This window comes from Klebsiella sp. K47, assembly GCF_051858335.1.
GTDB classification, from domain to species: domain Bacteria; phylum Pseudomonadota; class Gammaproteobacteria; order Enterobacterales; family Enterobacteriaceae; genus Klebsiella; species Klebsiella pneumoniae.
Window position 1 is genome coordinate 265615 of sequence record NZ_JBPYUI010000002.1, and the last position, 22206, is coordinate 287820.

Below are 22206 nucleotides of genomic sequence, written 5' to 3' on the forward strand. Positions count from 1 at the left end.
GACGCGGTGTCTTACATCATAACCACATCGAACTGCTCTTGATTATAGAGCGGCTCAATTTGTACCTTCACCTGTTTGCCGACAAAGATTTCCACTTCCGCCAGCGCATGCGACTCTTCCCCTTTCAGGGTTTCCGCCACCGCAGGGGAAGCATAGACCAGGAAGCGATCGGAATCATAAGCATGATGTACGCGGACGATCTCACGCATAATCTCATAGCACACCGTTTCCACCGACTTTACCGTTCCACGTCCGTGGCAGGTTGGGCACTCGTTGCACAGCACATGCTCCACGCTTTCACGGGTGCGTTTACGGGTCATCTCCACCAGGCCCAGCTGGGAGAAGCCGTTAATGCTGGTCTTCACCCGATCTTTACTCAGCGCCTGCTCTAAAGAGTGCAACACCCGTCGACGGTGATCTTCATTGTTCATGTCTATGAAATCAATGATGATAATGCCGCCGAGATTACGCAAACGTAGCTGGCGGGCTATCGCCTGGGTGGCTTCGATGTTGGTATTGAAGATCGTATCGTCAAGATTGCGGTGCCCGACAAAGGCCCCGGTGTTGATATCGATGGTGGTCATCGCCTCGGTCTGGTCGATGATCAGATAGCCCCCCGATTTGAGCTCGACTTTACGCTCCAGCGCGCGCTGAATTTCGTTCTCAACGTCAAAGAGATCGAATATCGGCTGACGGCCGCTGTAGTGTTCCAGCTTGCTGGTCATTTCCGGGATATATTCGGCGGTGAATTCGAGCAACGCCTCATAGGTCAGGCGCGAGTCGACGCGAATGCGATCCAGTTGCGCATCGGCAAAATCACGCAGCACGCGCTGGGCCAGAGCCAGCTCGCCATACAGCTGATAGCGGGTCTGGTTGCGCTTTTTGCGCTCCATCACCTTGGTCCATACGCGCTTAAGATAAGCGGCATCGGCGGCCATCTCCTGCTCGTGAACGCCTTCCGCAGCGGTGCGAATGATAAACCCGCCCTGCTCATCGCAATATTCTGCGACGACCTTTTTTAGGCGCTCGCGCTCGGCTTCGCTTTCAATCCGCTGAGAGACCCCCACGTGGGAGGCGCCTGGCATAAAGACCAGATAGCGGGAAGGCAGGGTAATATCGGTGGTCAGACGCGCGCCTTTGGTACCCAGCGGATCTTTAACCACCTGGACCATCAGGTCCTGGCCCTGGCGCACCAGCTCCGAAATATCGCGCACGGTAAACTGCTTTTGCTCCTCACCGGCGACGCACTCGGTATGCGGCATGATATCGGAGGCGTGAAGGAACGCCGCCTTATCCAGACCAATATCTACAAAAGCCGCCTGCATTCCCGGCAGCACTCGGCTAACACGACCTTTGTAGATATTGCCTACTATTCCACGTCGCGCTTCACGCTCAATATGGATTTCCTGCAGAATACCGCCATCAATATACGCAACGCGCGTTTCGGATGGCGTTACGTTAACTAATAATTCAGCCGTCATCTTTATCCCTTTCCTTTACGCAGTGAGTTAAAGTTACTGAGCAACTCATACGTTTCCACCAGCGGTAAGCCGACTACGGCGTGATAGCTGCCATTAATCTTCCTGACGAAGCAACCACCCAACCCTTGAATACCGTATGCACCTGCTTTATCTAAAGGCTCGCCGCTGGCCACATAATCGGCGATATCCTGCTCGCTGAGCCGCCGGAAGGTCACTTCCGTGACCACCAGACAGTCCAGCGTTTGCTGCTTATCCGCCAGCGCCACCGCGGTCATGACCTGATGGGTGTGGCCGGAAAGCAAACGCAGCATCGCTGCAGCGTGTTCGGCGTCGCGCGGTTTTTCCAGCACTTCGCCGTTCAAAATGACAATCGTATCCGCTCCCAGCACCGGCAAATCGCGGGTGGCCATCGCCACCCCGGCCTGCGCTTTTTCGCGCGCCAGGCGGACGACATAGTGCTGGGCGCTCTCCTGCGGCTGGCGCTGCTCCTCGATACCAGGAACCAGACGCTCGAAAGCGAGACCAAGCTGAGTCAGCAGTTCCTGCCGACGCGGGGAACCAGAAGCGAGATACAGAGTTGTCATATCAACCTTATTGCACTGCAAATTGCTGACGCACTTTACGCATCAGCAGGAAGAGCCATGGCCAGAGGATGCCGTTTACTACACTACTCCAGAATACTTCCGGACGGAAAGAGACGTTGATCACTAAAAACTCTGCCCAGAAAACAATGATATCCACGGCCAGGGATAACAGCATTACCACCAGCGCCTGCTGCCACAGCGCCAGGTTACGGAACAGCTGATACTTCAGCGCGACCAGATAGGCGACGATGCTTAAAGACAGCGCGCGAACGCCGAGCGTTGAACCGCTGATGAGATCAAGAATAGCCCCCATCACGAAACCCGTCCCCACGTTTACCCGGTGCGGCAACGCGAGGATCCAGTACAGCAGGATCAATAATACCCAGTTGGGCCGGAAAACGCTGATGTCCGCCGGCCAGGGCATAATTTGCAGCAATAGCGCGATAAGAAACGAGAGCCAGATAACCCAGCGTCCCTGGCTACGGTAACTTGCCACTATTGCCCCCCTGCAGGCTGCGACGGCTGAGGCGGCGTCAACCCGGTGGCGGGCGCCGGCATCTGCGGCCCCATCGCATCCGGCGCAGGCAGTACCTGCGGCATCATCTGCATCAGACGTTCGTTAGCCACCCGATGAACCTCTTCCGGGGTCATCGGGTTAGCGCCATTACGATCGGCGCCCCACAGCAGCAACAGATAGCGCAAGCGCTGCAGCCCGGCCGTCGGACGCGCCTGAATCACGGTATAGGCGCGCTGGGTGTCCAGTTTCACCGAGGAGACTACCCCAACCGGATACCCTTCAGGGAAACGACCGCCGAGACCGGAGGTCACCAGCACGTCGCCGACGCGAATATCGGTATTCGCCGGCAGATGCTCAAGCTGGAGATCGTCCGTGCAGCCGTTACCGGCGGCAATGACGCGAATGTCGTTACGCAGAACCTGGATCGGCAGCGCATGAGTGGCATCGCAGATCAGCAGCACCCGGCTGGTCATTTTCGCCACGGCCACGACCTGCCCCACGACGCCTTTATCGCTGATAACCGGCTGGCCTTCATAGACGCCGTTCACGCTGCCTTTGTCAATAACCACCTGATCGCTGTAAGGGTCGTTGACCGTTGAGATGACCTGCGTCACCATTTTTTGCTCGTCCTGGCGCAGCGGCGAGCCAAGCAGTTCACGCAGGCGCGCGTTCTCCTGCTTGTACTGGCCCAGCATCAGCAGATCGCTGTTTTTCAGCAACAGCTCCTGGCGCAGCGCGCGGTTTTCCAGTTCGAGCTGGTCGCGGGTAGCTAGCGTCTGCGATACGCTGTCGAGCAGTTCCCGAGGACCATTAGAGACAAAGTAGAAAGGGCTGACGGCTGTATCCATGTACGTTCTGATTTGACTGAACGTACCCAGGCGGCTGTCGGCGATAATCACGCCAAGCGCCACCAGCACCGCCAGAATAAGGCGAATCTGTAGCGAGGGGCCACGGCTAAAAATTGGCTTCATAGGCTATGCGTATTCTCGTGTCAGTAAAGACCAGGGGCAGCTCGTATGCCGCCCCGGACCTTCAGGCTGACTACTCTTCGCTAAACAGGTCGCCGCCGTGCATGTCGATCATCTCCAGCGCCTTGCCGCCGCCACGCGCTACGCAGGTCAGCGGATCTTCAGCAACCACGACTGGAATACCGGTTTCTTCCATTAACAGACGGTCCAGGTTGCGCAGCAGCGCACCACCGCCGGTGAGAACCATCCCGCGTTCAGAGATATCAGACGCCAGTTCCGGCGGGCACTGCTCAAGGGCAACCATGACCGCGCTCACGATGCCGGTCAGAGGCTCCTGCAGCGCTTCAAGAATTTCGTTTGAGTTCAGGGTGAAGCCGCGTGGCACGCCTTCCGCCAGGTTACGACCGCGCACTTCAATTTCGCGCACTTCATCGCCCGGGTAAGCCGAACCGATTTCATGCTTGATACGTTCAGCGGTCGCTTCACCGATCAGGGAGCCGTAGTTACGACGCACGTAATTGATAACGGCTTCGTCGAAGCGGTCACCGCCGATACGTACAGAAGAGGAATAGACCACGCCGTTCAGGGAGATAACCGCCACCTCAGTGGTACCGCCACCGATATCCACCACCATGGAGCCGGTCGCTTCAGAAACCGGTAAGCCTGCGCCAATCGCTGCCGCCATCGGCTCTTCGATCAGGAAGACTTCACGGGCGCCTGCGCCCTGCGCGGATTCACGAATAGCGCGACGTTCGACCTGGGTTGCGCCAACCGGTACACACACCAGCACGCGCGGGCTCGGGCGCATAAAGCTGTTGCTGTGCACTTGTTTGATAAAGTGCTGCAGCATCTTTTCCGTCACGAAGAAGTCAGCGATAACGCCGTCCTTCATCGGGCGAATCGCCGCGATATTACCCGGGGTACGGCCGAGCATCTGCTTCGCTTCATGACCCACGGCGGCGACGCTTTTCGGCGATCCGGCACGATCCTGACGAATGGCCACCACGGAAGGCTCATTCAATACGATGCCTTGTCCTTTTACGTAAATAAGGGTATTCGCGGTACCCAGGTCAATGGACAGGTCATTGGAAAACATGCCACGAAATTTTTTTAACATACTAAGGGATAATCCTGAAAGCTGGGGCGGAAAACAAAATCCGCTTACTTTACCAACCACACGCAGCAGCGACAAGGCGCAAAAATCACCTGCTGCGGTGAAAATTAGTGCAGTTCATTTCCTTTGTTACAAATTTTCCCGACTCCGTTCATTGCTGAAATCTTCAGCAGCGCTCCACGCCTGAATTTGTAACCTGTCAAAGGAGGGTCACTGGCATTTACATTGCGATGATCCGGCAGGTAGACAAGCACACCCCCTTCACGATGGCGCGCGTTATTCTACGTGAAATCACGCTAAACGGCAGATCAAACCGAGTATCTTTGCGAATATTTTTTCACATTTGTGTCAAGTGGCTGTGAGGCGGCAAAAAATTCCCCCTGCCCGCCCGTGACACCGCATTGGGACAGTACCAACCACTCGCTGCGGCTGCGTACGCCCGTCGCAAAAACTTGCATAGGCATGCCTTTACAGGCTTCCACCAGGCTTTGCACCAGCAGTTGGTTCTCGCTGCGCTTTTCGATGTTGCGCGCCAGACCCGGATGCAGTTTGATCAGCTCCGCATCCAGCTGCTTGATCCAGCTGGTTCCAACCAGGGTTAACCCCGCCTGAACCACTGCCACCCGAACGCCCAGAGCGTTAACCAATCGCATAACCGGCTGCAGACGGCCGATATATTGACAAACATCTGCCTCTGCAAGTTCAAAAATAATCCGCTGACGCTGCGATTTTTCACACTGCATCAAGGCATCGCGCAGCCAGCGCTGGAAACGCGGACGGATCAGCGACTCCACCGACAGTTGGAGCGCCAGATTCTCCTCGGGCCAGAAGCCTAAAAACGGCAGCAGGCGCGTTACCTGCAGGCGGTCATACTCCTCCGCCAGGCCAAACTGCAGCACCATCGGCATGTATTCCGCTGCAATCACCTCTTCTTTACCGTCGTACATCCGCGACATCAGTTCACGATGATGTACCCGCCCGTCGCGGGTGACAGCTGGTTTTTGGTACAACCGCGGCCCGCCGCGGCTCAGCATCTGTTCGATCAGCGTTCGCCAGCGAACGTTGCCGCGACCTTTCTCCGGAAGGGTGTCATCATAGACCGACCAGCTGTTGCTGCCCTGCAGCACCGCGTTGCGCGTCGCCGCTTCCGCATGTTCCATCACCTGCGCCGCCGATTGCCCGCTGCGGAACGAACAGATGCCGATATGCATCATATCGTCGCGATCGAGGATACGCGTTGGAGGCAGCGCATCCATCGCCTTCAGCAACAGGCCGGCGATACTATCCGCCTCTTTCAACGTACGGTGCGGCAGCAGCACGGCGAAGTCGCTACGGTGATAGCGCGCCAACAGCGCGCCGGGGTAACGCATAATAAAGGTAGAGAGCAGGTTGATAAGCGTAAAGTAATGTTCTTCGGCCGCCGCCCGTCCCCAGTTGTCCCGTAGCAGATCAAACTCCGGCAGACGGATCATCATCACGATGCCGTAGGCTCCCACCTTCTCCTGGTCTTCCAGCAGCGTGGCCAGCTGATTGTCAAAAAACAGGCGGTTATTCAGTCCGGTTTTCGAATCCTGCGCCGCGTAGGAGCGAATAAGCGTATCCATCCGGCTGCGCTGATCGCTGGCGAACTGCAGCTCCGACAGCAGCATATCCAGCGCGCTACTGGTGCTAGCCGGCCATTCATAGACCGACCCGCGCACCTGCGGCCCGCGCTCGCCGCTCAGGATACGCGTGGAACGCACCTCCAGCAGCTCCTGGCCGGCCAGCTGGCGGCGGATCCAGCGGACGGCGAAGAAAATAATTACCACCATGAAGCCAATGGAGATCGACAGCGGGGCAGTGATCGACAGCGAACGGAAATAGTTCACCATCGGGTCAACGTAGACCAGATGCAGCGTAATGCCAGGATGTTTAAGCGACGGAACCGTGATCTCACGGAATTGCTCATGGCTGCCGAGCGGGCGATAGCTATCGGGTCGGGAATGGCTGTAGAGCGGTTTGCCGTTGAGCATGAAATCGATATGCACGATCTCGATCGGCGTCATCAGCTCATCCAACTGCGGTTCAAGCTTATCGAAAGAGGTGGTGATGAGCCGGTTATCCAGCATGGTCGCCACCGCCTGAACGCGGTTTTCGACCTTGTTCTCAATGCCGTTATAAAAACTCAGCGAAGCGCCAATCAGCGTGACAAAGATGGTCAGGCTAGTTAGCAGCGTAATAAAGGCTGAGAACTTCGTCGTTAATCGCATCCCTGTGTTAACTCCGCGAGTGAATGACTACCCGATGAACCATCAGGCTCCCGTGCCGGCGCGCGCCTTGCCGCAAGCATTAACCTTTTAAAGCGCGACGCATACTATCAAAGATGGCGAGTCTGGCAATGGAATGCGTATTATCGGTAAAAGTATGCCGATAGCGAGTATAGTTTGCAGAAAAAATTTGCCAATCGTCGCCCGCCTGCGGCCTGCGCCAGAAGCGCTTTAATTTTAGACGCAGGATGGCAAACCCGCGCCAGCGACGCAAATTATTACCGGTTTACCGTTTGGCCTGCTTGCCGCCCTCTTTTCCCTGCTAAAGATGCCGGGTCATGCGCGGCAAAGGAAACATCTTGCGCCACTTTCCGATGATTCCTGGACGACCGCGCCTCTGCTTCGGCGGCGGCTCCTCATCCTAATGTGCAATTTTTCGTGACATATTCGCCATTCATCGCCGTCTCCGTCATGCTTAGGAAAACGCATGACGGAGGACACCATGAAAAGAAAAAAACTGACGGAAGCCGACGTCACGGCCGAATCCGTTTTTATGCTCAAGCGGCGCCAGGTGCTGAAAATGCTGGGTATCAGCGCGACGGCGCTTTCGCTTCCCGCCGCCGCGCAGGCCGATCTGCTGGACTGGTTTAAAGGAAATGACCGCCCGCCGGCCCCGGCGGGCAAGGCCCTGGAGTTTGCTAAACCCGCCGAGTGGCAGGCTAATCTGACGCTTACCCCGGAAGATAAGGTCGCCGGTTACAATAATTTTTATGAATTCGGCCTCGATAAAGCCGATCCGGCGGCGAACGCGGGTAGCCTGCGCACCGATCCCTGGACGCTCACCATCGGTGGCGAAGTGGCGAAACCTCTGACCCTTGACCATGACGATCTGACCAAACACTTCCCGCTGGAAGAGCGTATTTATCGTATGCGCTGTGTGGAAGCCTGGTCGATGGTGGTCCCCTGGGTCGGCTTCCCGCTGCATAAACTGCTGGCGCTGGTGGAGCCCACCAGCAGCGCGCGCTATGTGGCCTTCAAAACCCTCTATGCTCCGGATCAAATGCCCGGCCAGAAAGACCGGTTTATCGGCGGGGGGCTCGCTTACCCTTACGTGGAGGGGCTACGGCTGGATGAAGCGATGCACCCGCTGACGCTACTCACCGTTGGGGTGTATGGCAAAGCGCTGCCGCCGCAAAACGGCGCGCCGGTCCGCCTGACCGTGCCGTGGAAGTACGGTTTTAAAGGCATAAAATCCATTGTTAGTATCGAGCTGACCCGCGAGCGGCCGCCAACCACCTGGAACCTGGCGGCGCCGGACGAATACGGCTTCTTCGCCAACGTCAATCCGCACGTCGATCACCCCCGCTGGTCGCAGGCTAGCGAGCGGTTTATCGGCGCCGGCGGCGTGCTCGATGTGAAGCGTCAACCGACGTTGCTGTTTAATGGCTATGCCGACGAAGTGGCGTCGCTGTATCGCGGCATGAATCTGCGGGAGAACTTCTAGTGCGTTTCACCGTCAAACAGATCGTCTGGCTGAAGGTTTTACTTCACCTTGCGGGGTTTTTGCCGCTGGTCTGGTTATTCTGGGCCGGGCACCAGGGCTACTTTAGCGCCGATCCAGCCAAGGATATCCAGCACTTTACCGGCAGAATGGCGCTTAAGTTTCTGCTGGCGACGCTGCTGGTCTCTCCGCTGGCGCGCTATGCGAAGCAGCCATTATTGATTCGCGTTCGTCGCCTGTTAGGTTTATGGTGTTTTGCCTGGGCGACGCTGCACCTGACCAGCTATACCCTACTGGAGCTGGGCATTAACAATCTGGCGCTGCTGGGCTCGGAGATTATCACCCGCCCCTATCTGACATTGGGCATGATCAGCTGGGCGATTCTGCTGGCGCTGGCGGTGACCTCCACGCAAGCGATGCAGCGAAAACTGGGGCGTCGCTGGCAACTTTTACACAACTTCGTCTATCTGGTGGCGATCCTCGCGCCGATACACTACCTGTGGTCAGTGAAGATCGTCTCGCCGCAGCCCGTTATATATGCCCTGCTGGCAGCGGGGCTATTGACATGGCGTTACAAGAAGTTCCGCCAGTGGTGGCGCTCAATCCGGTAATGTGCAGTTTCCCGCAGATCCTTTATCAACCGCGACTCTTTTTCAGATAGCGGTTGATAATCTTCCCTGATAAGACCAGTATTTAGCTGCCAATTGCTACGAAATCGTTATAATGTGCGACTTTGGTTTTCCTGACGGGGTTTTCTGACCCTGAAAAGGTGACAAGGGCGCATTGAAGGTATATGTTGTTTTTTACCCGAAAATGGCAGGAGATCGCCACACAATGGCAGTGAAGTTTCACATTTTGCTTTTGAATGGTCCAAACATTAACATGCTCGGTACCCGCGAGCCTGAGAAGTATGGCCCTCTCACGCTGGCTGAAATTGTTAACCGTTTAACATCTGAAGCGGCGGCGCTGAATGTGAGTCTGGATCACCTGCAGTCCAACGCGGAGCATGCGTTAATCGACCGAATTCATCAGGCTAAAGACAACGTGGACTATATCCTGATTAATCCGGCCGCGTTCACGCATACCAGCGTAGCAATCCGTGACGCTTTGCTCGCCGTGAACATCCCGTTTATCGAGATTCACCTGAGCAATGTGCATGCACGCGAACCCTTCCGCCAGCACTCGTATCTGTCAGATGTCGCCGCTGGCGTCATTTGCGGGCTGGGGGCGGATGGTTATTCATACGCTTTACAGACGGCGGTAAAACGCCTGTCACAATCACACTAAACAAAGAGTACGGAACCCACTCATGGATATTCGTAAGATTAAAAAACTGATCGAGCTGGTTGAAGAATCAGGTATCTCCGAACTGGAAATTTCTGAAGGCGAAGAGTCTGTTCGCATCAGCCGCTCTGCACCGGCCGCAAGCTATCCGGTTATGCAGCAGGCTTATGCTGCGCCGATGATGCAGCCTCAGGCGCCTGCCGCCGCGACTGCCGCACCAGCTGCTGCGGCTGAAGCGCCGGCGAAAGCGGAAATCAGTGGTCACATCGTACGTTCCCCGATGGTTGGTACTTTCTATCGTACGCCGAGCCCGGACGCGAAAGCGTTTGTGGAAGTTGGCCAGAAAGTTAACGTGGGCGACACCCTGTGCATCGTCGAAGCGATGAAAATGATGAACCAGATCGAAGCCGACAAAGCCGGCGTGGTGAAAGCCATTCTGATCGAAAGCGGCCAACCGGTAGAATTCGACGAGCCGCTGGTAGTTATCGAGTAACGAGGCGAACATGCTGGATAAAATTGTCATCGCTAACCGTGGCGAGATCGCACTGCGCATCCTGCGTGCCTGTAAAGAACTGGGCATCAAGACTGTCGCTGTGCACTCCACTGCGGATCGCGATCTAAAACACGTATTGTTAGCGGATGAGACGGTCTGCATCGGTCCGGCTCCGTCCGTAAAAAGCTATCTGAACATTCCGGCCATTATCAGCGCCGCTGAGATCACTGGCGCGGTAGCGATTCACCCGGGTTATGGCTTCCTCTCTGAGAACGCTAATTTTGCTGAGCAGGTTGAGCGTTCCGGCTTTATCTTCATCGGCCCGAAAGCCGACACTATCCGCCTGATGGGCGACAAAGTGTCCGCGATCACCGCCATGAAGAAAGCCGGCGTCCCGACCGTTCCGGGTTCTGACGGCCCGCTGACCGACGACATGGACGCTAACCGCGCGCATGCCAAACGCATCGGCTATCCGGTGATCATCAAAGCCTCCGGCGGCGGCGGCGGTCGCGGTATGCGCGTTGTACGTAGCGACGCTGAACTGGCACAGTCCATCTCCATGACCAAAGCGGAAGCCAAAGCGGCTTTCAACAACGACATGGTCTACATGGAGAAATACCTGGAAAACCCACGCCACATTGAAATTCAGGTGCTGGCGGATGGTCAGGGTAACGCTATCTATCTGGCTGAACGCGACTGCTCCATGCAGCGCCGTCATCAGAAAGTGGTCGAAGAAGCGCCGGCGCCGGGCATCACCCCGGAACTGCGTCGCTACATCGGCGAGCGTTGCGCGAAAGCCTGTGTGGATATCGGCTACCGCGGGGCGGGTACCTTTGAGTTCCTGTTCGAAAACGGCGAGTTCTACTTCATTGAAATGAACACCCGTATCCAGGTAGAGCATCCGGTAACTGAAATGATCACCGGCGTTGACCTGATCAAAGAGCAGCTGCGTATCGCAGCCGGCCAGCCGCTGTCTATCAAGCAGGATGAAGTGGTGGTTCGCGGCCATGCGGTGGAATGCCGTATCAACGCCGAAGACCCGAACACCTTCCTGCCGAGCCCGGGCAAAATCACCCGTTTCCACGCGCCGGGTGGCTTTGGCGTACGCTGGGAGTCACATATTTACGCCGGTTACACCGTACCGCCGTACTATGACTCCATGATCGGTAAACTGATCTGCTACGGCGAAAGCCGTGACGTGGCGATTGCCCGCATGAAGAATGCGCTGCAGGAGCTGATCATCGATGGCATCAAAACCAACGTCGATCTGCAGATGCGCATTATGAGCGACGAGAATTTCCAGCATGGTGGCACCAATATCCACTATCTGGAGAAAAAACTCGGCTTGCAGGAAAAATAATTCTGCTCTCTCAGCAAAAGGCCGGGTAAACCGGCCTTTTTTCTTTTTCTCTCTCCTCATCTATACCATGCGGTACAATCCCCGCTTTCTTCATCCTCAAGGGACAAAAAATGGACAAACGCTTTGTTCAGGCCCACAAAGAAGCGCGCTGGGCGCTGTGGCTGACCCTTCTCTACCTTGCCGCCTGGCTGGCCGCCGCCTATCTGCCGGGGGTGGCTATTGGCTTTACCGGCCTGCCACACTGGTTTGAAATGGCCTGCCTGCTGGTACCGCTGCTGTTCATTCTGCTGTGCTGGGCGATGGTCAAACTGATTTTCCGCGATATTTCTCTGGAGGACGATGATGCAGTTTGAGGTCATTATTCCCCTGATCGCCTACCTGGTGGTGGTGTTCGGTTTATCCCTCTACGCCATGAGAAAACGCGCCTCAGGTAGCTTTCTTAATGAGTACTTTCTCGGCAGCCGCTCGATGGGCGGCTTCGTGCTGGCCATGACGCTAACTGCCACCTATATCAGCGCCAGCTCATTTATCGGCGGACCCGGCGCCGCCTATAAATACGGCCTGGGCTGGGTGCTGCTGGCGATGATCCAGCTCCCCGCCATCTGGCTGTCGCTGGGCGTGCTGGGGAAAAAATTCGCCATCCTTGCGCGTCGCTATAATGCTGTCACCCTCAATGACATGCTGTTTGCGCGCTATCAGAGCCGCCTGCTGGTCTGGCTGGCCAGCCTGAGTCTGCTGGTGGCCTTTGTCGGCGCCATGACCGTCCAGTTTATCGGCGGCGCCCGCCTGCTGGAGACGGCTGCCGGTATTCCTTACGATACCGGCCTGCTGATCTTCGGGGTCAGCATCGCGCTGTATACCGCCTATGGCGGCTTTCGCGCCAGCGTGCTCAACGACACGATGCAGGGCATGGTAATGCTGATCGGCACGATCGTGCTGCTGGTAGGCGTGATCCACGCCGCCGGGGGGGTTGGCCATGCGGTAGAGACGCTGCAGTCGATCGACGTCAAGCTGGTGTCCCCGCAGGGCGCGGAGGATATCCTCTCGCCAACCTTTATGGCCTCGTTTTGGGTGCTGGTCTGCTTCGGCGTTATTGGTCTGCCACATACCGCAGTGCGCTGTATCTCCTACAAAGACAGCAAAGCCGTGCATCGCGGCATTATTATCGGCACCATCGTGGTGGCGATCCTGATGTTTGGCATGCATCTGGCTGGGGCATTAGGCCGGGCGGTGATCCCCGATTTAACCGTGCCGGATCTGGTGATCCCGACGCTGATGGTTAAAGTGCTTCCGCCCTTTGCCGCCGGGATCTTCCTTGCCGCGCCGATGGCGGCGATTATGTCGACGATCAATGCCCAACTTCTGCAAAGTTCCGCTACGATCATCAAAGATCTGTACCTGAACTGGCGGCCGGATCAAGCGACTAACGAAAAGCGGCTTAAACGCATGTCCGCCAGCATCACGCTCCTGCTGGGGGTCTTGTTGCTGCTCGCGGCCTGGCGGCCGCCGGAGATGATAATCTGGCTGAACCTGCTGGCCTTCGGCGGCCTGGAAGCCGTCTTCCTGTGGCCGCTGGTGCTGGGCCTTTACTGGGAACGCGCCAACGCGGCTGGCGCGCTGAGCGCGATGATCGTAGGCGGCGTCCTGTATGCCGTACTGGCCACGCTGAAAGTGCAGTTTCTGGGCTTTCACCCGATCGTTCCCGCGCTGCTGCTGAGTTTGCTGGCGTTTGTGGCGGGGAACCGTTTCGGTCGTCCCGCCCCACAGCCCCCCATTTTGACTACTGATAAATAAAGAGTTTTGCTATGCCATGGATCCAACTGAAACTAAATACCACCGGCGCGAACGCTGAAGATCTTAGCGATGCGCTGATGGAGGCCGGATCGGTCTCGATCACCTTCCAGGATACGCACGATACGCCGGTATTTGAGCCATTGCCCGGGGAAACCCGCCTGTGGGGGGATACCGACGTAATCGGCCTGTTCGATGCTGAAACCGATATGAAAGCGGTCGTTGCCCAACTGGAGCAGCATCCGCTGCTGGGCGCCGGGTTCGCGCATAAGATCGAGCAGCTGGAAGATAAAGACTGGGAACGGGAATGGATGGATAACTTCCACCCCATGCGCTTCGGGGAGCGGCTATGGATCTGCCCAAGCTGGCGCGATGTTCCGGATGAAAATGCCGTCAACGTGATGCTCGATCCGGGTCTGGCCTTTGGCACCGGTACGCATCCGACGACATCCCTGTGCCTGCAGTGGCTGGATGGGCTCGACCTCAACGGAAAAACGGTGATTGATTTCGGCTGCGGCTCCGGCATCCTGGCGATTGCCGCACTGAAGCTGGGGGCGGCAAAAGCAATCGGGATTGATATCGACCCGCAGGCTATTCAGGCCAGTCGTGATAACGCGCAGCGTAACGGCGTTTCTGAACGCCTGGAGCTCTATCTTCCTCAGGACCAACCGGAGTCGATGAAAGCCGACGTGGTGGTCGCGAATATCCTGGCAGGCCCGCTGCGTGAGCTGGCGCCATTAATCAGCGTCCTGCCCGTTTCAGGCGGTTTGCTTGGGCTTTCCGGCATCCTTGCCAGCCAGGCGGAGAGCGTCTGTGAAGCCTATGCCGATCTCTTCGCCCTTGACCCGGTGGTCGAGAAGGAAGAGTGGTGCCGGATTACCGGCCGGAAAAACTAAGCGCGATGCGGCCTACGGGCCGCATTTTTGTTTCCAGTAGCCACCAAATAATGCCAGGAAATGAGAGGCAGATCGCACTACAGAGCACTTTTTTGGCTACAAAAACAGCGTTTTATATCGCCATGCGGCCAGTCTATCCAAGAAAAATCGAGAAGTTTTATGATTTTATAAATGGACACAAATTATCCATCATCCATTAAATCAATGATTAATATAAGTATTTATTCATCCCTTTTACGCTAGTCCCGGATTCATTGATCTGCAACAGAGGATTGCTCAAAGTTTGGCCTTTCATCTCGTGCAAAAAATGCGTAATATACGCCGCCTTGCAGTCACAGTATGGTCATTTCTTAACTCATGCGCATCGGACACCACCAGCTCAGAAATCGCCTGATCGCAGCGCCCATGGCTGGCATTACTGACAGACCATTCCGGACGCTGTGCTACGAGATGGGAGCGGGTTTAACCGTTTCCGAGATGATGTCTTCTAACCCACAGGTGTGGGAGAGCGACAAGTCCCGTTTACGGATGGTGCATATCGATGAGCCCGGTATTCGTACCGTGCAAATCGCCGGTAGCGTGCCGGAAGAGATGGCTGCCGCCGCGCGGATTAACGTGGAAAGCGGCGCCCAGATTATTGATATCAATATGGGATGCCCGGCGAAAAAGGTGAATCGCAAGCTTGCAGGTTCAGCCCTCTTGCAGTACCCCGACCAGGTGAAGTCGATCCTGACGGCGGTCGTTAACGCGGTGGACGTTCCTGTGACTCTCAAGATTCGCACCGGTTGGGAACCGGAACACCGTAACTGCGTAGAGATTGCCCAACTGGCCGAAGAGTGTGGCATTCAGGCTCTGACTATTCACGGACGCACCCGCGCCTGCTTGTTTAACGGAGACGCTGAGTACGACAGTATTCGGGCAGTTAAGCAGAAAGTTTCCATTCCGATTATCGCGAATGGCGACATTACTGACCCGCTTAAAGCCAGAGCTGTGCTCGACTATACAGGGGCTGATGCCCTGATGATAGGCCGTGCAGCTCAGGGAAGACCCTGGATCTTTCGGGAAATCCAGCATTATCTGGACACTGGAGAGCTGCTGCCCCCGCTGCCGCTGGCAGAGGTGAAGCGCTTGCTTTGTGCGCACGTTCGGGAGTTGCATGACTTTTATGGTCAGGCAAAAGGGTACCGAATCGCGCGTAAACACGTCTCCTGGTATCTTCAGGAACATGCTCCAGATGACCAGTTTCGGCGCACATTCAACGCCATTGAGGATGCCAGCGAACAGCTGGAGGCGTTGGAGGCATACTTCGAAAATTTTGCGTAATAGAAATAAAGAGCTGACAGAACTATGTTCGAACAACGCGTAAATTCTGACGTACTGACCGTTTCTACCGTTAACTCTCAGGATCAGGTAACTCAAAAGCCCCTGCGTGACTCGGTTAAACAGGCACTGAAGAACTATTTTGCTCAACTGAACGGTCAGGATGTGAATGACCTGTATGAGCTGGTACTGGCTGAAGTTGAACAGCCCCTGTTGGACATGGTGATGCAATACACCCGTGGTAACCAGACCCGCGCTGCTCTGATGATGGGCATCAACCGCGGTACGCTGCGTAAAAAACTGAAAAAATACGGCATGAACTGATACTAGTCAGTTGCTTGCTTGATATAAAAGGCGCTCTTCGGCATGGGGAAGCGCCTTTTTTATTATCTGCGCCAACAGAACTCATTACTGATTCACCAGCCGTAGCGCAGGCCCTCCCGATAAACGCGCAGCACAGACCACCGCCATTATATTATCCACCAGCGCAGGCGCCTGCTGATAAAGATCGAAGCGTTGCGGATCGAGCAGCCAGTTTTTAATCAGCCCGGAAAAAGCACTGTGTAAAACAATTAATATCATCTCAATGTTTGTTTCGGCTGGCAATATATTGTTACGCACGCAGCACTGCAGGATGCCGCCAATGAGTGAATAATTAAAACCAATACGTTGGCGAATTTCGTATTCCGAAAGCATATCACTGGAAAACTCACAGCGCTGATAAAGAATTTGCATCAGAGCGCGCTGTCGAGGATTCGCAGCAATATAGCGCAGGCCTGCAATAAACCGCTCGCGTAAAGCATTTAACGGCTCCTGTTCGTACTCTATGGCCTGACTGGGCTGAATCAAATCTCTAAGCGGCGGCTGCTGCTGCCACATTTCATTAAACAGCTCCGTCTTACTGGCAAAATGCCAGTACACCGCGCCGCGAGTCACTCCCGCCGCATCGGCGATATCCGTCAGGGTGGTGTTGGTTACTCCGCGCAGGGCGAACTGCTGGATTGCGGACTCAATCAGGAGCTGCCGCGTGCGCTGCGCCTCTTCTTTTGTTTTTCTTGCCATACAAGGCCCCACTTCCCGATAAGCAGATAATATAGGATATTCTTAATTAGAATTAATCTAGCATTTGCCATGAAGTATTATTTAGCAAAAATGCAGACAAGTTAATCCTGATGCGAAAAGAGAATTAATTATTCAAGTGAATATCACCGGAAAATACATTCACTGAAACAATGTCTATTTATCAACTTTTACAATTGCGATAAATCGCAATACTACAGTGACCATTTTTTTGTTTTTGCGTGCCTTGCTGATTGCTTAAAAATAAGTATCTCTTACATCCAACGTCGTTTATTTGTAGGATGGCAAACTGCTTTTTGATTCCCTCTTTCTTTCACAGATTCGCCGCCTGATTGGGTACGTAATCTATAAGGAACCGCCATGACGACTCACGCCAGAGTGACACTTTTATCCGGTTTAATTATCTCGGCCTTATTGCTAACCGGTTGCGATAATTCTGACAACCAGCAACCCCATGCGCAGGCGCCGCAGGTGACGGTCCATGTCGTGAACAACGCGCCGCTATCAGTCACCACCGAACTGCCGGGCCGAACCTCTGCTTTTCGCGTAGCGGAAGTCCGCCCCCAGGTGAGCGGTATCATCCTGAAGCGTAACTTTGTTGAAGGAAGTGATGTCGAAGCAGGCCAGTCGCTCTATCAGATCGATCCGGCGACCTACCAGGCGGCGTGGAACAGCGCCAAAGGCGATGAGGCCAAAGCCGAAGCCGCGGCCGCTATCGCCCATTTGACGGTGAAACGCTACGTTCCACTGCTGGGTACTAAATATATCAGCCAGCAGGAATACGATCAGGCAGTGGCCACCGCCCGCCAGGCCGATGCCGATGTCATCGCCACCAAAGCTGCCGTAGAAACGGCCCGTATCAACCTGGCCTACACCAAAGTAACCTCCCCCATTAGCGGGCGCATCGGTAAATCGAGCGTCACCGAAGGGGCGCTGGTCACCAACGGCCAGTCGGATGCCCTGGCTACCGTCCAGCAGCTCGATCCCATCTATGTTGACGTGACGGAGTCCAGTAATGACTTCATGCGCCTTAAGCAGGAAAGCCTGCAGCGCGGCGGTGATACTAAAAGCGTTGAGCTGGTCATGGAGAACGGCCAGGCCTATCCGCTCAAAGGTTCACTGCAGTTTTCTGACGTCACTGTTGATGAAAGTACGGGTTCAATTACTCTGCGCGCTATCTTCCCTAACCCGCAGCATGTCCTGCTGCCAGGGATGTTCGTCCGCGCCCGCATAGACGAAGGCGTCGATCCGCAGGCTATCCTGGTACCGCAGCAAGGGGTGACCCGCACGCCGCGTGGTGATGCCTCCGTGATGCTGTTGAATGACAAAAACCAGGTTGAAACCCGGGAAGTGGTCGCGACTCAGGCCGTTGGCGATAAGTGGCTTATCACCAGTGGGCTGAAACCGGGCGATAAAGTGATTGTCAGCGGCTTACAGAAAGTCCGTCCAGGCGTCACTGTCAAAGCGGAAGCGGAGCGTACGGCGCCGGCCGTGCAATAAGGATACCCAGCCATGTCTAAGTTTTTTATTCATCGACCGGTCTTCGCCTGGGTGCTGGCCATCATTATGATGATTGCCGGCGGCCTGGCCATTCTGCAGCTGCCGATAGCTCAGTACCCGACAATCGCCCCTCCTGCGGTAGCGATCTCCGCCACCTACCCCGGTGCAGATGCCCAGACCGTGCAGGATACGGTCACCCAGGTTATCGAGCAGAACATGAACGGCATCGACAATCTGATGTATATGTCGTCGACCAGCGACTCTGCCGGTTCGGTAACCATTACGCTCACCTTTAAATCGGGTACCGATCCCGATATTGCCCAGGTTCAGGTGCAAAACAAACTGCAGCTGGCCACGCCGCTGCTGCCCCAGGAAGTACAGCAGCAGGGGATTAGCGTCGAGAAATCCAGTAGCAGCTTCCTGTTGGTCGCCGGCTTTATCTCTGATAACCCGACCACCACCCAGGACGATATCTCTGACTATGTCGCCTCCAATGTCAAAGATCCTATTAGCCGCCTCAACGGCGTGGGCGATGTGCAGCTGTTCGGCGCGCAATACGCCATGCGCGTCTGGCTGGATGGCAACCTGCTGAATAAATACAACCTGACGCCGGTGGACGTCATCAATGCGCTGCAGGTCCAGAACGATCAGATCGCCGCGGGTCAGCTCGGCGGTACGCCAGCGCTGAAAGGCCAGCAGTTGAACGCGTCAATCATCGCTCAGACGCGGCTCAAAGATCCGCAGGAGTTTGGCAAGGTCACGCTGCGGGTCAATGCCGATGGCTCTGTCGTCCATCTGAAAGACGTCGCCCGCATTGAGCTGGGGGGAGAGAACTATAACGTTGTCGCCAGAATTAACGGTAAACCTGCCTCTGGTCTGGGTATTAAGCTTGCGACCGGCGCCAACGCCCTGGATACCGCCACCGCGATTAAAGCGAAGCTGGCCGAGCTGCAGCCCTACTTCCCTCAGGGGATGAAGGTGGTTTATCCGTATGATACGACCCCTTTCGTCAAAATCTCCATTCACGAAGTGGTCAAAACGCTTTTTGAAGCAATTATTCTCGTCTTTCTTGTCATGTATCTGTTCCTGCAGAACATGCGCGCAACGCTCATTCCAACCATTGCCGTACCCGTGGTGCTGTTGGGAACCTTCGCGGTATTGTCGATGTTTGGCTACTCCATCAACACGCTGACAATGTTTGGCATGGTGTTGGCGATAGGTCTGCTGGTCGATGACGCTATCGTAGTAGTGGAAAACGTCGAACGTGTGATGGTTGAGGAGAAGCTCTCGCCAAAAGAAGCGACGGAAAAATCTATGTCGCAGATCCAGGGAGCGCTGGTGGGTATCGCCATGGTGCTCTCCGCAGTATTTGTCCCGATGGCCTTTTTCGGCGGCTCAACCGGCGCGATTTATCGTCAGTTTTCAATCACCATCGTCTCCGCCATGGCGCTCTCCGTGCTGGTTGCGCTGGTACTGACTCCGGCGCTCTGCGCCACGTTGTTGAAGCCAGCCTCAGCTGAACACCATGAGAAAAAAGGATTTTTCGGCTGGTTTAACGCCCGCTTCGACCAGAGCGTTAACCACTATACCAACAGCGTCAGCGGTATTTTACGTGGAACTGGCCGTTATCTGGTGATCTACCTGCTGATCGTCGTGGGGATGGCCGTGCTGTTCATGCGCTTGCCCACGTCCTTTCTGCCCGACGAAGACCAGGGCGTCTTCCTGACCATGATCCAGCTACCGTCCGGTGCTACCCAGGAGCGCACGCAGAAGGTCCTAGATACGGTGACAGACTACTACCTGCATAACGAGAAGGCCAACGTCGAAAGCGTCTTTACCGTTAACGGCTTCAGCTTCAGCGGCCAGGGACAAAACTCCAGTATGGCGTTTGTCAGCCTGAAGCCCTGGGAAGCACGCAGCGGCGATAAAAACAGCGTGGAGTCCATCATCAAGCGGGCCACCGTAGCCTTTAGCCAGATCAAAGACGCCATGGTTTTCCCGTTCAACATGCCAGCCATTATTGAGCTGGGTACCGCCACCGGCTTCGACTTTGAACTGATCGACCAGGGCGGACTCGGTCATACCGCTCTGACCCAGGCGCGCAATCAACTGCTGGGCATGGTGAAACAGCATCCGGATCAGCTGGTTCGGGTACGCCCTAATGGGCTGGAAGATACCCCTCAGTTCAAACTGGATGTCGATCAGGAAAAAGCGCAGGCGCTGGGCGTATCGCTCTCCGATATCAATGAAACGATATCAGCCGCGCTGGGCGGATACTACGTCAATGACTTTATTGACCGCGGCCGCGTGAAAAAAGTGTACGTTCAGGCTGATGCCCACTTCCGTATGCTGCCGAGCGACATTAACAACATGTATGTTCGTAGCGCCAACGGCGAAATGGTGCCGTTCTCCGCCTTTGTCACTTCACGCTGGATATATGGCTCGCCGCGCCTGGAGCGCTACAACGGGTTGCCATCTATGGAGATCCTCGGTGAAGCTTCGCCAGGCAAAAGTACCGGGGAAGCCATGGCGCTGATGGAAACGCTGGCCAGTAAACTGCCGAGCGGCATCGGTTATGACTGGACCGGGATGTCTTACCAGGAACGGCTCTCCGGCAACCAGGCGCCTGCGCTCTATGCCATCTCGCTGATCGTCGTATTCCTGTGTCTGGCGGCGCTGTATGAGAGCTGGTCGATTCCCTTCTCAGTCATGTTAGTGGTTCCGCTGGGGGTGATCGGCGCGCTGTTAGCCGCCACGCTGCGTGGGCTGAATAATGACGTTTACTTCCAGGTAGGCCTTCTGACCACGATCGGTTTGTCGGCGAAGAACGCGATCCTGATCGTCGAATTCGCCAAGGATCTGATGGAGAAAGAGGGGAAAGGGATCATTGAAGCAACCCTGGAGGCATCGCGGATGCGCCTGCGACCCATTCTGATGACCTCTCTGGCTTTTATTCTCGGAGTCATGCCGCTGGTGATTAGCCATGGTGCCGGCAGCGGGGCGCAGAATGCGGTAGGTACCGGCGTCATGGGCGGGATGCTAACCGCGACACTGCTGGCGATCTTCTTTGTTCCGGTCTTCTTTGTGGTCGTCAGACGACGTTTTACCCGGCACGCTGAATAACGCGGCCTGGTTTTAAAGGCGCCCCCTGCGGGCGCTTTTTTTTCGCCTGGCATATTAGCAACCCGCTCAGCTTCCCGCTATCTGACAACCTCTATCGCATGCGGCAGCGCGGGGAGACGATCTTTCTCTCCATCTTTTCTGCATATTCCCCTGCTTATCTTCACGATATTTACGTGGCTCATATATTGAGATGATTTCGGCATCCGGGCCGGACAATCCGCGGTGATAAAATAAGCCATTCCGTTCTGCACTGGCTCTCAGTACAACCCTGCGGATTATCCAGAGGTAATATCATGAAAAAGTATTTAATCGTGGCGCTGCTGGCCTCTCTACTGGCAGGCTGTGCCCATGACTCTCCCTGCGTACCGGTTTATGACTCGCAAGGCCGCTTAGTCCATACCAATACCTGTATGAAAGGCACAACAGAAGACAACTGGGAAACCGCAGGCGCAATCGCCGGGGGTGCGGCCGCGGTAGCCGGCCTCACGTTAGGGATCGTTGCTCTGACCCGCTAATTCACCCCCGACCAGCAGATACTGGGGCTAGCGTCGAACCTGTATCTGCTCTTCTGCGCATCATCCACATGACAACCGGGCAAATAAACTCTCTGTCCCTTGCTGCATTACGAGCAAATCGACTTTGACGGGTTTCCCCCTGGTGGCAGGACTGTTTATCAACAGATAACAGATAACACAAAAGCAGAAGGCCCAGTCTTTCGACTGGGCCTTCTGCTTTATTTGATGCCTGGCGATTCCCTACTCTCACATGGGGAGACCCCACACTACCATCGGCGCTACGACGTTTCACTTCTGAGTTCGGCATGGGGTCAGGTGGGACCGCCGCGCTATTGTCGCCAGGCAAATTCTTTACAACGTGCCGAACTTTAACCTAAAAAGTGGTGCTGATACCCAGAGTCGAACTGGGGACCTCACCCTTACCAAGGGTGCG

The 22206-nt window shown here is 55.6% G+C and carries 21 protein-coding genes and 1 rRNA gene; 13 read left to right on the plus strand and 9 right to left on the minus strand.

Annotated elements, in window-relative coordinates:
* Positions 1–11 precede the first annotated feature (11 nt).
* From rng to RRF55_RS03115, 7 genes are all read right to left on the minus strand, one after another.
* Entirely contained in the window at positions 12–1481 is a 1470-nt protein-coding gene (gene rng / locus RRF55_RS03085; protein WP_002918644.1) for a ribonuclease G, read from the minus strand.
* 2 nt (positions 1482–1483) lie between these two features.
* Entirely contained in the window at positions 1484–2065 is a 582-nt protein-coding gene (locus tag RRF55_RS03090) for a Maf family protein (protein ID WP_002918646.1), read from the minus strand.
* Positions 2066–2072: 7 nt separating this feature from the next.
* Positions 2073–2561 carry a rod shape-determining protein MreD gene (gene mreD / locus RRF55_RS03095; protein WP_002918648.1) on the minus strand — a complete coding sequence of 163 codons (489 nt, stop codon included), beginning with the start codon at positions 2559–2561 and terminating at the stop codon, positions 2073–2075.
* The gene (gene mreC, locus RRF55_RS03100; RefSeq protein WP_004149974.1) at positions 2561–3553 is read right to left on the minus strand and encodes a rod shape-determining protein MreC; all 993 of its coding nucleotides are present in this window, start codon (positions 3551–3553) and stop codon (positions 2561–2563) included. The genes mreD and mreC overlap by 1 nt, the downstream gene beginning before the upstream one ends.
* Before the next feature lie 70 nt (positions 3554–3623).
* Entirely contained in the window at positions 3624–4667 is a 1044-nt protein-coding gene (gene mreB, locus RRF55_RS03105; protein WP_002918653.1) for a rod shape-determining protein MreB, read from the minus strand.
* A gap of 305 nt (positions 4668–4972) precedes the next feature.
* Positions 4973–6913, minus strand: coding sequence for an RNase E specificity factor CsrD (gene csrD / locus RRF55_RS03110; RefSeq protein WP_004174110.1), 1941 nt, complete (start codon positions 6911–6913; stop codon positions 4973–4975).
* A gap of 79 nt (positions 6914–6992) precedes the next feature.
* Positions 6993–7184, minus strand: coding sequence for a hypothetical protein (locus RRF55_RS03115; RefSeq protein WP_002918687.1), 192 nt, complete (start codon positions 7182–7184; stop codon positions 6993–6995).
* A gap of 228 nt (positions 7185–7412) precedes the next feature.
* Between RRF55_RS03115 and msrP the strand changes: the two genes are divergently transcribed.
* The 10 genes from msrP (at position 7413) to fis (ending at position 15879) form a co-directional block, all read left to right on the plus strand.
* Entirely contained in the window at positions 7413–8414 is a 1002-nt protein-coding gene (gene msrP / locus RRF55_RS03120; RefSeq protein ID WP_064153258.1) for a protein-methionine-sulfoxide reductase catalytic subunit MsrP, read from the plus strand.
* Positions 8414–9022, plus strand: a complete 609-nt coding sequence (gene msrQ / locus RRF55_RS03125) for a protein-methionine-sulfoxide reductase heme-binding subunit MsrQ (protein ID WP_004889547.1) — start codon at positions 8414–8416, stop codon at positions 9020–9022. Before msrP ends, msrQ begins: the two co-directional genes overlap by 1 nt.
* A 223-nt stretch (positions 9023–9245) precedes the next feature.
* Positions 9246–9698 carry a type II 3-dehydroquinate dehydratase gene (aroQ, locus tag RRF55_RS03130; protein WP_004174104.1) on the plus strand — a complete coding sequence of 151 codons (453 nt, stop codon included), beginning with the start codon at positions 9246–9248 and terminating at the stop codon, positions 9696–9698.
* Between the two features lie 22 nt (positions 9699–9720).
* Positions 9721–10188, plus strand: coding sequence for an acetyl-CoA carboxylase biotin carboxyl carrier protein (accB, locus tag RRF55_RS03135; protein WP_002918736.1), 468 nt, complete (start codon positions 9721–9723; stop codon positions 10186–10188).
* A 10-nt stretch (positions 10189–10198) separates the two neighbouring features.
* Positions 10199–11548 carry an acetyl-CoA carboxylase biotin carboxylase subunit gene (accC, locus tag RRF55_RS03140; RefSeq protein WP_004174096.1) on the plus strand — a complete coding sequence of 450 codons (1350 nt, stop codon included), beginning with the start codon at positions 10199–10201 and terminating at the stop codon, positions 11546–11548.
* A gap of 110 nt (positions 11549–11658) precedes the next feature.
* Complete coding sequence (locus RRF55_RS03145; protein WP_002918740.1) at positions 11659–11901, plus strand: YhdT family protein; 243 nt, start codon at positions 11659–11661, stop codon at positions 11899–11901.
* Positions 11891–13342, plus strand: a complete 1452-nt coding sequence (gene panF / locus RRF55_RS03150) for a sodium/pantothenate symporter (RefSeq protein ID WP_004174094.1) — start codon at positions 11891–11893, stop codon at positions 13340–13342. Before RRF55_RS03145 ends, panF begins: the two co-directional genes overlap by 11 nt.
* 11 nt (positions 13343–13353) lie before the next feature.
* A complete protein-coding gene (prmA, locus tag RRF55_RS03155) occupies positions 13354–14235 on the plus strand; it encodes a 50S ribosomal protein L11 methyltransferase (protein ID WP_002918745.1) in 882 nt (293 codons plus the stop codon).
* A gap of 357 nt (positions 14236–14592) precedes the next feature.
* Positions 14593–15558, plus strand: coding sequence for a tRNA dihydrouridine synthase DusB (dusB, locus tag RRF55_RS03160; protein WP_004144972.1), 966 nt, complete (start codon positions 14593–14595; stop codon positions 15556–15558).
* Positions 15559–15582: 24 nt separating this feature from the next.
* Positions 15583–15879, plus strand: a complete 297-nt coding sequence (gene fis / locus RRF55_RS03165; protein ID WP_000462905.1) for a DNA-binding transcriptional regulator Fis — start codon at positions 15583–15585, stop codon at positions 15877–15879.
* An 84-nt stretch (positions 15880–15963) separates the two neighbouring features.
* Here fis and envR read toward each other — a convergent pair whose 3' ends face one another.
* Positions 15964–16617, minus strand: coding sequence for an acrEF/envCD operon transcriptional regulator (envR, locus tag RRF55_RS03170; protein WP_004185881.1), 654 nt, complete (start codon positions 16615–16617; stop codon positions 15964–15966).
* A 378-nt stretch (positions 16618–16995) separates the two neighbouring features.
* Between envR and RRF55_RS03175 the strand changes: the two genes are divergently transcribed.
* The 3 genes from RRF55_RS03175 (at position 16996) to RRF55_RS03185 (ending at position 21773) form a co-directional block, all read left to right on the plus strand.
* A complete protein-coding gene (locus RRF55_RS03175; RefSeq protein ID WP_130974897.1) occupies positions 16996–18135 on the plus strand; it encodes an efflux RND transporter periplasmic adaptor subunit in 1140 nt (379 codons plus the stop codon).
* 12 nt (positions 18136–18147) lie between these two features.
* The gene (locus RRF55_RS03180) at positions 18148–21258 is read left to right on the plus strand and encodes an efflux RND transporter permease subunit (RefSeq protein WP_064153254.1); all 3111 of its coding nucleotides are present in this window, start codon (positions 18148–18150) and stop codon (positions 21256–21258) included.
* Positions 21259–21551: 293 nt separating this feature from the next.
* Positions 21552–21773, plus strand: a complete 222-nt coding sequence (locus RRF55_RS03185; RefSeq protein ID WP_002919103.1) for a membrane protein — start codon at positions 21552–21554, stop codon at positions 21771–21773.
* Between the two features lie 227 nt (positions 21774–22000).
* Here the strand turns inward: RRF55_RS03185 and rrf are convergent.
* Positions 22001–22116: ribosomal RNA gene (rrf, locus tag RRF55_RS03190) — 5S ribosomal RNA — on the minus strand.
* Positions 22117–22206: the final 90 nt, after the last annotated feature.